Source organism: Sphingomonas echinoides ATCC 14820, assembly GCF_000241465.1.
GTDB lineage: Bacteria > Pseudomonadota > Alphaproteobacteria > Sphingomonadales > Sphingomonadaceae > Sphingomonas > Sphingomonas echinoides.
Genome location: NZ_JH584235.1, coordinates 1543870 through 1555091, shown reverse-complemented (window position 1 = coordinate 1555091; position 11222 = coordinate 1543870). Strand labels below are relative to the sequence as shown.

The following is an 11222-nucleotide window of genomic DNA, read 5'->3' as shown; positions in this document are numbered from 1 at the left end:
GGCCTTGTGCCGGGGTCTACCGTGCCGCGACTCTTGACGTTGGGAGTGTGCGGCACGGTGGATGCCGGGACAAGCCCGGCATGACGGATTTCGGGTAGGCCGTTTCGCCTCAGATGCGGTGTTCGCCCTTGACCCAGCGCACCGTGCCCGAGCTGGCGCGCATCACCACGCTTTCGGTGGTCATGACATGCCCCTTGCGCTTGACGCCGGCGAGCAGCGAGCCGTCGGTGACGCCAGTGGCGGCGAAGATGCAGTCGCCGCGCGCAAGCTCGGTCAGATCATATTGCTTGTCGAGATCGGTCACGCCCCATTTGGCGGCGCGGGCGCGCTCGTCATCGTTGCGGAACAGCAAGCGCCCTTTGAACTGGCCGCCGACGCAGCGCAGGGCCGCTGCCGCCAGCACGCCCTCGGGCGCGCCGCCCGCGCCCATATAGATGTCGATCGTGGTGTCGGGATTGGTGGTGGCGATCACGCCCGCCACGTCGCCATCGCCGATCAGCATGATGCCGCAGCCGACTTCGCGCAGCTCGGCGATCAGTTTTTGGTGGCGCGGGCGATCGAGCACGCAGGCGATGATTTCGTGCGGTTCCACCCCCTTGGCAGCGGCGAGCGCGCGGACATTCTCTGTCGGCGACTTGTCGAGATCGATAATGCCTTCGGGATAGCCGGGGCCGCAGGCGATCTTGTCCATATAGACGTCGGGGGCGTTGAGCAGCCCGCCTTCCTCGGCAATGGCCAGCACGGCGAGGCTGTTGGGTCCTGCAGTGGCGCAGATCGTGGTGCCTTCCAGCGGATCGAGCGCGATGTCGATCTTGGGGCCCTTGCCGATCGCCGAGCCGACCTTTTCACCGATGAACAGCATCGGCGCTTCGTCGCGCTCGCCCTCGCCGATCACCACGGTGCCGTCCATATAGAGGTTGTTGAGCGCGGCGCGCATTGCCTCGACCGCCGCTGCGTCCGCTGCCTTTTCATCCCCGCGCCCGGTGAGCTTCGACGCGGCGATCGCCGCCGCTTCGGTGACGCGCACCATTTCCAGCACGAGGACTCGGTCGAGCGTTTTGGAGCGGGTGGTGTTCATCAGGAATCCTCTTATCGTTTGCGTGCCGGTTAGCAGAGCCTTTGCGTGTGTCGAGCCGGATTTCCCCTCCCGCTTGCGGGAGGGGGTAGGGGAGGGGACGTGGCCGGTAGCATTACGCTCGCGGCAGACTGCCCTCCCCCAGCCCCTCCCGCGAGCGGGAGGGGAGAAGGTTAGTCCCGCAGCAGTTCGTTGATGCTGGTCTTGCTGCGCGTCTGCGCGTCGACGCGCTTGACGATCACCGCGCAATAGAGCGCGGGTTTGCCGTCGCCGCCGCTTATGCTGCCGGGCACTACCACTGCGTAGGGCGGGACTTCGCCGCGAAACACCTCGCCGGTCGCGCGGTCGACGATCTTGGTCGAGGCCCCGAGATAGACGCCCATCGACAGCACCGCGCCCTCGCCAACGCGAACGCCCTCGGCCACTTCGCTGCGCGCGCCGATGAACGCGCCGTCGCCGATGATCACCGGATCGGCCTGGAGCGGTTCGAGCACGCCACCAATGCCGGCCCCGCCCGAAATGTGGACGTTCTTGCCGATCTGCGCGCAGGACCCGACCGTCGCCCAGGTGTCGACCATCGTGCCTTCACCGACATAAGCGCCGATATTGACGAAGCTCGGCATCAGGATCGCGCCCTTGCCGATGAAGCTGCCGCGCCGCGCGACCGCGCCCGGCACGACGCGGAAGCCGCCCGCGCGGAACTCGGCCTCGCCCCAGCCGGCGAATTTCGAGGGCACCTTGTCGAACGCAGGCGCGCCGCCCGCGCCACCCTCGACCAGGCTGTTGTCGTTGAGGCGGAAGGAGAGCAGCACCGCCTTTTTGAGCCACTGATTGACGGTCCAGCCATCGCCAGCGGGCTCGGCGACGCGGACGGTGCCCGCGCCCAATTGGTCGAGCACGCTGTCAACCGCGTCGCGAACCGCGCCGGTGGTGCCAAAGCCGATCGTGTCGCGCGCGTCCCACGCGGCTTCGATGGTGTGCTGTAGATCGCTCATGCTTCCCCCATATGGTCGTGGAGCCACGCCGTCACATCGGCGCAGGTAAAATCGATATGGCTGCGGTCCTCGCCCGGCCCCTGTTCGGAGCCATTGTCGACCCACACCGTCGTCATGCCGATCGCCTTGGCGGGCGCGAGGTTGCGGGCCATGTCTTCAAAGAAGATCGCCTCAGCGGGCACGATGTCGAAAGCCGCACACAGCCCGGCATAAGCCGAGGCTTGCGGCTTGGGTAGCAAGTCCATCGCATGAATGTCGTGGATCGCCTCGAAGCTTTCGCCCAGGCCCAGCCGCCCGAGCACGCGCGTGGCATACGGCGTGTCGGCATTGGTGAAGACGATCTTGCGCCCGGGGAGCCGCGCGATCGCGGCGGCGAGTGGGGCATTTTTTTCGAGCACGTCCATTTCGATATCGTGGACGAAATCGAGGAACGCGTGCGGATCGACGTCATGCTCGGCCATCAGCCCGGCGAGCGTGGTGCCGTGGCCGTGGAAATAGCCCTTCTGGATACGGCGCGCCTCGACCAGATCGACCTCGAACTTGGCGGCGATATAGGCCCCCATCTTGGCGTCGATCTGGTCGAACAGCCGCGCGCTCGCCGGATAGAGCGTATTGTCCAGATCGAAGATCCAGGTGCGGATATGGGCGAGGCGCGGGTCCATGTCGCGCAGGCTCTAAGCGGGGAGCGCGGGGGGGGCAAGGCGTGCGACGCTTCCGGTCTTCCTATCCTTACTTCCCCGGCGAAGGCCGGGGCCCAGTCGCGACCGGTATGTTGTCGAGCGGTGCGCATCACGTATCCCGCTCCACTCCTGGGCCCCGGCCTTCGCCGGGGAAGAAAGTGCGAACGGGAAGGGGTGGCGCGAACGCGCTGGCCTCCCCACATCCCTCTTATGACCCATTATTCCCTGCTCGATCTCGTCCCCGTCATCGAAGGCGGCAGCGTTGCCCAGGCGCTGGCCAATGCCGCCGACATTGCCGCGCATGTCGAACGGCTCGGTTTCACGCGCTATTGGACCGCCGAGCATCACGGCATGACCGGCATCGCCAGCGCGGCGACATCGGTGGTGCTGGCGCATATCGGCAATGCGACCTCCACCATCCGCATCGGCGCGGGCGGAATCATGCTGCCCAACCATGCGCCGCTCGCCATTGCCGAACAGTTCGGCACGCTGGATGCGCTGTTTCCCGGGCGGATCGACCTGGGGCTGGGCCGCGCGCCGGGATCGGACCAGATCGTCGCGCGCGCGATGCGCCGCAACCTCGACAGCGACGCCAACGCCTTTCCGCAGGATGTGGTCGAGCTGCAAAGCTATTTCGCCGATGACGGCCAGACCGGCATTCGCGCGACGCCGGGGGCGGGGGCGGATGTGTCCTTGTGGATCCTGGGATCGAGCACGTTCGGCGCGCAACTCGCGGCGATGCTGGGCCTGCCTTATGCCTTCGCCTCGCACTTCGCGCCCGATGCGCTGATGGCGGCGATCGACATTTATCGCCGCACCTTCCGGCCTTCGGCGGTGCTGGCCAAGCCTTATGTGATGGCGGGCTTTAACGTATTCGCCGCCGATAGCGATGAGGAAGCGGAATTGCTGGCGAGTTCGCAGCAACAGGCATTTGTCGCCTTGCGCACCGGCCATCCCCGGCAATTGCCGCCGCCGGTCGCGGGGTATCGTGCGAGCCTGGGCGCGCAGGGGGCGGCGATCCTCGATCATGTGCTGTCCTGCTCGGCGGTCGGCGGCCCGGCCAAGGTCGCTCGCGACATCGCCGCTTTTGTCGCGCGCACCGGGGTGGATGAACTGATGATCGCGAGCGCGATCTATGATCATGGCGCGCGCAAGCGGAGTTTGGAAATTACGGCGCAGGCGATGCAGGACGTCGCCATCGCCGCCTGACGCGCTGTCGTCACCCCGGCCTTGTGCCGGGGTCCACCGTGACGTGTATCCTGCCACCGTAGAATGGGTGGCACGGTGGACCCCGGGACAAGGCCGGGGTGACGAACGTCGGTGGTATTTCATCGGCCCTCAAGCTGTGTTACATAAGTGCATCACTGTCGAAGGATGGCCCGATGCGCTACGAGATTTCCGGCACCGTCATGCAGACCGTTTCGATCGATCTGTCGCCGGGCGAACGGATCGTCAGCCAGACGCACGCCATGGCGTGGATGAGCGATGGCATCACGATGGACACGCATACCGGCGGCGGGCTGTTCGCAGGATTGAAGCGCGCGCTGTCGGGCGGGAGCATCTTTATCACCGAATATGGGGCGGAGCGCCCCGGCCATGTCGCCTTTGCGCCGCGCTTCCCCGGCACCATCATCGCGCGCGAACTGCGCGCCGGGGAATCGCTGATTTGCCGCAAGGAAACCTTCCTGTGCGCCGAATATTCGGTGTCGCTCGAAATCGCCTTTCAGCAGCGCTTCGGCGCGGGGGTGTTTGCGGGCGAGGGCTTCATCCTGCAGCGCGTGACCGGGCCGGGCACGGTGTTCCTCGATCTGTCGGGCGAGGTGATCGAAAAGACGCTCAGCCCCGGCGAACGGCTGCGCGTCCATGCCGGGCATATCGGGATGCAGGAGCCGACCGTTTCCACCGACATCCAGATGGTGCGGGGTTTCCGCAACATCCTGTTCGGCGGCGAGGGGCTGTTCCTCGCGACGCTGACCGGGCCGGGCAAGATCTGGCTGCAATCGATGCCGATCCTGAACCTGGCCGAGGAAATCGCGCGGCATTTGCCCAGTAACGAAGCCCGCGATGTGGGCGTGGGGGCGGGCGTCGGGCGGCTGGTCGGCGGCGGTGCGGCGGGCGCGGTGGTCGGGGGATTGCTCGGCGGGTTGTTGGGGAATGAGTGAGGGGTGGGTTGTGACGACCGAGACGCGGTTCGCTCCTATTCTTGCTGGGCGATGAGCGAGCGCAACGTGACGTCACCCGTCCACAATGCTGACCTCCAGCCCCGTTCAATCGCGCCCTGGACGTTGGCAAGCTTGTCGTCGATTAGGAAAAGGTCGTTCGGACGGAATCCAGTGCGCGCTTCAATGCTTTTGTAAAATGCCGCTGCTGGTTTCGAGCAGCCAAGCTCCGCTGCATAGTGCAGGCCGTCGAACCGGGTCCGTAAGCCGAGTGCGTCCCAAATGTAGCGGGCGCGCTCATGTTCCTGCACCGTTGCGAGGTGGACTTCGGTACCCTCGTTGCGGATCGAGACGAGTTCAGCCAGCAAGGCGTGGTTTAAATGAGCGTCGTTGGTGAACCAATAATCGATCAGAGCGTCGCAACGTATCTCGGGCCAGTGCTCTTGCAGCACGGGCGTCAGGCGTTCGCGCAACGGTGCGCGGCCATGTACCACGTCGTCCCAGTGCTGCTCGAAAAATGCCGACTGAAGCTGCGTTGACGGGATGCCGAGATCGCGTTCGAGATTGACGGTCCACCCGCGCTGATCGGGATGGACGATTAGCACACCATCAACGTCGACCATGATCGCCTTGATCGTCATCGGCTAGACCGAGGTCGGGCACGCTTTGCTATTATCAACGATCGCTGGAGGGACATCAATTCGCCGCCGGCAGCCGCAACCGCACCAGCAACCCGCCCAGATCCTCGCTTTCTTCCAGCGACACCGTGCCTTCGTAAATCTCCGCCACGTCGCGGACGATCGCCATGCCAAGGCCGGTGCCGGGCTTGCCGGAATCGAGCCGCACGCCGCGATCGAAGATGCGGATGCGTTGTTCCTCGGGGATGCCGACGCCGTCATCCTCGATCAAAAATTCGACGAAGCCCGAATGCTTGGACACGGTGACGAACACGCTGCCGCCGCCATATTTCGCGGCATTCTCGATCAGATTGCCGAGCATTTCGTCGAGATCCTGCCGCTCGACATGGACTTGCAGATCCTTGGGGCCATCGGTGTCGATGCGGACGTGGCGATAGAGCACGCCGACCGCGCGCTCGACCGATTCGAGGCTTGGCCACACGTCCGCCCGGCTATGCGCCGACCCACGCCTGCCGACGGCGCGGGCGCGGGCGAGGTGGTGGTCGACCTGGCGGCGCATCGTCCGCGCTTCGCGCACCACGGTTTCGCCCAGATCGTCGGCGTTAGCGGTGGCGGCGTTCATGATAACGGTCAGCGGCGTTTTGAGCGCGTGGGCGAGGTTACCGGCGTGGCGGCGCGCTTCCTCGGCCTGGCGCTCGTTATGCGCGATCAGCCCGTTCAGTTCCTCGACCATCGGCGCGACTTCGATCGGCATCGGCCGTTCGATCTGGCGCGATTTGCCCGCGCGCATCCGGGCGATTTCCTCGCGCACCTTGCGCAGCGGCCACAGCCCGTAAAAGGTCTGCAGCGCCGCCATCACGATCAAGCCAAAGCCGAGCAGCGCGAAGCTGCGCACCAGCGTCTTGCGCAACACCTTGATCTGCGCGTCGAGCCCCTCGCGATTCTGTGCGACCTGGAAGCGCCAGCGCACTTTCGAGCCGGGCAGCGTTGCGTCGCGTTCGACGATGCGCAGCCGCTCGGGGTTGTCGGTCGTGGGATCGACGAACTGGTCGCTATCATAGGCATGGATGCCCAGATCATTATGCGCGCTGCCATAAGCGAGGCGGCGGTCCCATAAAGAGCGCGACGGATAGGGCTCCTGCCCCGGCGCGCTGATCTGGTAATACAGGCCCGAATTGGGTTCGAGGAAGCGCTGGTCGGCCAGTTCGCGATTGTTGAACACTTCGCCTTGCGGGCCGATTTCCGCCGACACGATCAACGCGGTCAGCACATATTCGAGCTGATCGTCGAAATTCTGGGTGATCGCGGTGGTCAGCACGCGGTCCAGCGCGAAGCCGCCGCCGGTCAGCAGCAGCAGAATCCAGCCCGCCGCGATCAGGATCATGCGGCGGCTGAGCGATCCGGTGGTGCGCGTCGCGATCGTCGCGCGCGGCTCGGTGTCGAGCGGCGGCAAGGGCGGGGGCACATGCTCGTGCGCCACCGCGCCTTCGCTCGCCGGGACGACGACGATCTCCGTGCCCGGCGCGTCAGCCATTATGCATCCGGATCTTCAAGGCTGTAGCCAAGGCCGCGAATGGTGGTGATCACGTCCTGGCCGAGCTTTTTGCGGATGCGGGTTACGAACACTTCGATCGTGTTCGAATCGCGGTCGAAATCCTGGTCGTAAATATGCTCGATCAGCTCGGTGCGGCTGACCACCTTGCCCTTGTGGTGGAGCAGATAGCTGAGCAATTTATATTCCTGCGCGGTCATCTTGACCGGTTCGCCAGCGAGCGTGACCTTGCCGCTGCGCGTATCGAGCCGCACATCGCCCGCGGTCAGTTCCGACGAGGCATTGCCCGAGGCGCGGCGGATGAGCGCGCGCAGGCGGGCGATCAATTCCTCCGACTGGAACGGCTTGGCGACATAATCGTCGGCCCCGGCGTCGAGCCCGGCGACCTTATCGGACCAGCTGTCGCGCGCCGTCAGCACCAGCACCGGTGCGGTGCGGCCTTCCTTGCGCCAGCGATCGAGCACGGTGAGGCCGTCAATTTCGGGCAGGCCGAGATCGAGGATGATCGCATCATAATTCTCGGTCGAGCCCATGAAATGGCCTTCCTCGCCATCGGTGGCGAGGTCGATCGCATAGCCCGCACCTTCCAGCGTCGCCTTCAATTGCTGGCCGAGATTGGGTTCATCCTCGACGATCAGAACACGCATGAAAGTTCCCCTTAGGACGGCGCTGGCCGCGCTTAGTTGCTGGTGCGGCCGAGGATCTGGCCGGAACGCCCGTCCACCTCGACCCAGATGACGGTTCCATCGCGCAGGAACTTGAGCGTGTAAATCCCGCGATCGGGTTCGAAATCAAAGCCGAGATACTGGCTGCCGCGCATCGATGGCAACACGCGCGCTTCGATTTCCTTGAGCGGAAGGATGCGGCCTTCCTGGCGCGCGCGCCACGCCTCACGCTGATCCGCGCGCTGGAGTTGCACGCCGTCGGCCGGCAGCGGTGCCGTCGCGGTCGCCAGTCCGAGCAGGATGGGTAGGAGCATTGTCATGGGATTGGCATAGGCAGGCAGCGTTGAACAGCCTGTGAATGGCGAAAGGCGGCAGTCGGCTTTGCCCGACGGACTCGCCTGGGGCCGGTTTCAATCCTTCTCCCTGGGGGAGAAGGTGGCGCGAAGCGCCGGATGAGGGTGATCTGGGTGCACGCCGCATAGCGGATCACCCTCACCCTCCCACCGCTTCGCGGCGGGCCCCTCCCTCTCCCGATGGGAGCGGGGTATCCCGGCTTGCTCGCAAGCGCCTATCCCCGTAACGCCCCCCCTCATGGCTGCACCAATTCTCGCATATGAAAATCTCGGCGTCATTCAAGGCTCGGGCTGGTTGTTCCGTGGGCTCGATATTCATATCGGGCCGCGCGACCGGCTGGCGCTGATCGGGCGTAATGGCGCGGGCAAGACGACGCTGCTCAAATTGCTCGGCGGCAAGATCGATTCCGACGAGGGGCGGCGCACGATCGTGCCCGGCACGCGCGTGATCCAGCTCGAGCAGGAACCGGCGATGACCGGCTTTGCCACGCTCGCCGATTATGTGCTGGCGGGCGACGATGCGCCGCAGCGCTATGAAGCCGAGGCGATTGCCGACCAGCTTGGCATCGATCTGACGCGCGAAGCGGCCAAGGCCTCGGGCGGCGAGCGGCGTCGTGCGGCGATCGTGCGTGCCTTTGCGCAGAACCCCGATGTGCTGCTGCTCGACGAGCCGACCAACCATCTCGACATTGGCGCGATCGAATGGATCGAGGAATGGCTCCAGCGTTTTCGCGGTGCCTTTGTCGTGATCAGCCATGACCGCACCTTCCTGACCAAGCTGACCAAGCAGACCTTGTGGATGGACCGCGGCAATTTGCGGCGCGCCGAAATCGGCTTTGGCGGCTTCGACGCGTGGACCGAGCAAGTCTATGCCGACGAACAGCGCAATGCCGAGAAGCTCGACGCCAAGCTGAAGCTGGAGGAGCATTGGCTGCTGCGCGGCGTCACCGGGCGGCGCAAGCGCAACCAGGGCCGCTTGACCAAGCTGGTCGAGATGCGCGCCGAACGCGCGGCGATGGTCGGGCCGCAGGGGTCGGCCAACCTCACCATCGGCAGCGATGACGCGCGCTCCAAGGTGGTGATCGACGCCAAGCATATCTCCAAGGCGTTTGGCGACCGCACCATCATCCGCGATTTGTCGCTGCGCGTGACGCGCAAGGACCGCATCGGCATCGTCGGCGCGAACGGTGCGGGTAAATCGACGCTGCTCAAGCTGCTGACCGGTGAATTGGAGCCCGATAGCGGCACGATCCGCTTCGCCAAGACGATCGAACGCATCGTGATCGACCAGCAGCGCAGCAAGATGGCGCCCGACAAGACGATCCGCGACGTGCTCGCCGATGGCGGCGACTGGATCGAGGTGCAGGGCATTCGCAAGCATGTCGTTGGCTATTTGAAGGAATTCCTGTTCGAGCCGGGCGTGCTCGATGCCAAGATCGGCACATTGTCGGGTGGCGAGCGCTCGCGCCTGTTGCTGGCGCGCGAATTTGCCAAGCCGTCCAATTTGCTGGTGCTGGACGAGCCGACCAACGATCTCGACCTCGAAACGCTCGATCTGCTGCAGGATGTGATCGGCGATTATGATGGCACGGTGCTGATCGTCAGCCATGACCGCGACTTTCTCGATCGCACGGTGACGATCACGCTCGGGCTCGACGGCTCGGGCACGGTCGATGTCGTGGCGGGCGGCTATGAGGATTGGGAGCGCCGCCGCAAGGCCAATGCGCCGACCAAGCGCGGCGCGATCGCCAGGAATGCGACTTCTGCGGCCCCGGCGGCGGCCCCGGGGAGCAAGGCGAAGCTGACGTACAAGGACCAGCGCGATTACGAATTGCTGCCCAAGCGGATCGAGGCGCTCGACGCGGCGATTGCGCGCGACCAGGCGCTGCTGGAAGACCCCGATCTCTACACGCGCGACCCGGCTTTGTTCGAGCGGCTGATGGAAGCGATCGGCCAGGCGCAGGAAGACAAGAACGCGGCGGAATTGCGCTGGCTGGAACTGGCCGAGATGGTGGAGGCACTGGGATAGTTCGATCCTCCCCGGAACGGGGAGGGGGACCATCCGGCTTCTTTAGCCGGATGGTGGAGGGGGGCTGCCACGGGCGGAGCGCTTGTTGAGAGCTCCCTCCACCCTTCGCTGAATGCTCAGGGTCCCCCTCCCCGTGCCGGGGAGGATTAGGTTAGCGATCGCCCGTTTCGGCCCGCGAGATCGACGATGTAATGCCAGGCCACGCGGCCCGAACGGGCACCGCGCCGCGTTGCCCAGCCGACCGCATCGACCGGATCGAACGGCAAATCATAAGCCTGCGCATATCCCGCGACGATCGCGAGATAGCCGTCCTGGTCGACGACATGGAAGCCGAGGCTGAGCCCGAAGCGATCGGCGAGCGCCAGCGCATCGTCTGCGGCGTCGCGCGGGTTTACGGCGGTCGGCTGGTCGATCATCTCGCGCGGCACCAGATGGCGGCGGTTCGAGGTGACGACGAGGCGGGCATTGGCGGGCCGTGCCTCTGCCCCGCCATCGAGCATCGAGCGCAAAGCGCGCCCATCGGCGGCGGCATCGAAGCCGAGATCGTCGAGGAACAATAGGAAGGCACGCGGTACAGCGGCAATCTGCGCGAACAAAGCGGGCAGGGTCTCTAGCTGCGTGGTGACGACCTCGATCAGCGCCAGCGCGCCGCCCTCCGTCTGCACCGCGCCCGTCATGGCCTTGACCAGTGCCGATTTGCCGGTGCCGCGCGCGCCCCACAGCAGCACGTCATGCGCCGCCGCTCCATCTGCCAGATGGCGGGCATTGGCGTGCATCGCGGCCCTTTGCGCGTCGATGCCGTGCAGACGGTCGAGCGGCAAGGGGCGGAAATCGCGCACCGGTTCCAACACCGCGCCGCGCCAGACATAGGCCGGGTGCGCCAGCGGATCGGCGCTGGCGGGTGGCGGCGGGGCCAGCCGTTCGAGCGCGGCAGCGATGCGGGCGAGAGGATCGGTCATGCGCGCGGTGTTAGCCGCGCACCCCCTGTGCTGGCAAACGCGGTGCCGGCTGAGCTGGGCGGTTGCTTCCTCCTCCCCTCCCTTTCAGGGAGGGGAGGACGAAGGATTGCGGCTGCT

At 65.5% G+C, this 11222-nt stretch carries 11 protein-coding genes; 3 read left to right on the top strand and 8 right to left on the bottom strand.

From position 1 onward, the window contains the following. Positions 1–109: 109 nt before the first annotated feature. The 3 genes from glpX to ON00_RS07325 all read right to left on the bottom strand — a co-directional run bounded on the left by glpX (position 110) and on the right by ON00_RS07325 (position 2732). Positions 110–1078, bottom strand: coding sequence for a class II fructose-bisphosphatase (gene glpX / locus ON00_RS07335; RefSeq protein ID WP_010404495.1), 969 nt, complete (start codon positions 1076–1078; stop codon positions 110–112). 170 nt (positions 1079–1248) lie between these two features. Continuing rightward, complete coding sequence (gene dapD, locus ON00_RS07330) at positions 1249–2070, bottom strand: 2,3,4,5-tetrahydropyridine-2,6-dicarboxylate N-succinyltransferase (RefSeq protein ID WP_010404493.1); 822 nt, start codon at positions 2068–2070, stop codon at positions 1249–1251. Beyond that, on the bottom strand, positions 2067–2732 hold the full coding sequence (locus ON00_RS07325) for a pyrimidine 5'-nucleotidase (protein WP_010404490.1): 666 nt from the start codon (positions 2730–2732) through the stop codon (positions 2067–2069). The genes dapD and ON00_RS07325 overlap by 4 nt, the downstream gene beginning before the upstream one ends. 228 nt (positions 2733–2960) lie before the next feature. Here ON00_RS07325 and ON00_RS07320 point away from each other — a divergent pair, with 228 nt between their 5' ends. Together ON00_RS07320 and ON00_RS07315 are read left to right on the top strand one after the other, a co-directional pair. Further along, the gene (locus ON00_RS07320) at positions 2961–3959 is read left to right on the top strand and encodes an LLM class flavin-dependent oxidoreductase (protein WP_010404486.1); all 999 of its coding nucleotides are present in this window, start codon (positions 2961–2963) and stop codon (positions 3957–3959) included. A 173-nt stretch (positions 3960–4132) separates the two neighbouring features. Next, positions 4133–4912, top strand: a complete 780-nt coding sequence (locus ON00_RS07315; RefSeq protein ID WP_010404483.1) for a TIGR00266 family protein — start codon at positions 4133–4135, stop codon at positions 4910–4912. A 35-nt stretch (positions 4913–4947) separates the two neighbouring features. Here ON00_RS07315 and ON00_RS07310 read toward each other — a convergent pair whose 3' ends face one another. Genes ON00_RS07310 through ON00_RS07295 form a run of 4 tightly spaced genes read right to left on the bottom strand, consistent with a single transcriptional unit; the run spans position 4948 to position 8084 of the window. Continuing rightward, on the bottom strand, positions 4948–5550 hold the full coding sequence (locus ON00_RS07310) for an HAD family hydrolase (RefSeq protein ID WP_010404480.1): 603 nt from the start codon (positions 5548–5550) through the stop codon (positions 4948–4950). Between the two features lie 55 nt (positions 5551–5605). Then, a complete protein-coding gene (locus tag ON00_RS07305) occupies positions 5606–7081 on the bottom strand; it encodes a sensor histidine kinase (RefSeq protein ID WP_010404478.1) in 1476 nt (491 codons plus the stop codon). Then, complete coding sequence (locus ON00_RS07300) at positions 7081–7746, bottom strand: response regulator transcription factor (RefSeq protein WP_010404476.1); 666 nt, start codon at positions 7744–7746, stop codon at positions 7081–7083. The genes ON00_RS07305 and ON00_RS07300 overlap by 1 nt, the downstream gene beginning before the upstream one ends. A 32-nt stretch (positions 7747–7778) precedes the next feature. Next, positions 7779–8084: a PepSY domain-containing protein gene (locus ON00_RS07295; RefSeq protein ID WP_029622510.1), complete on the bottom strand. Its 306-nt coding sequence runs from the start codon at positions 8082–8084 to the stop codon at positions 7779–7781. 271 nt (positions 8085–8355) lie between these two features. On the opposite strand from ON00_RS07295, the gene ON00_RS07290 reads away from it, so the two are divergent. Continuing rightward, the gene (locus ON00_RS07290; protein ID WP_010404474.1) at positions 8356–10146 is read left to right on the top strand and encodes an ABC-F family ATP-binding cassette domain-containing protein; all 1791 of its coding nucleotides are present in this window, start codon (positions 8356–8358) and stop codon (positions 10144–10146) included. Positions 10147–10292: 146 nt separating this feature from the next. Here the strand turns inward: ON00_RS07290 and ON00_RS07285 are convergent, their stop codons facing one another. Next, a complete protein-coding gene (locus tag ON00_RS07285) occupies positions 10293–11105 on the bottom strand; it encodes a DUF815 domain-containing protein (protein WP_010404473.1) in 813 nt (270 codons plus the stop codon). Between the last annotated feature and the right edge of the window lie 117 nt (positions 11106–11222).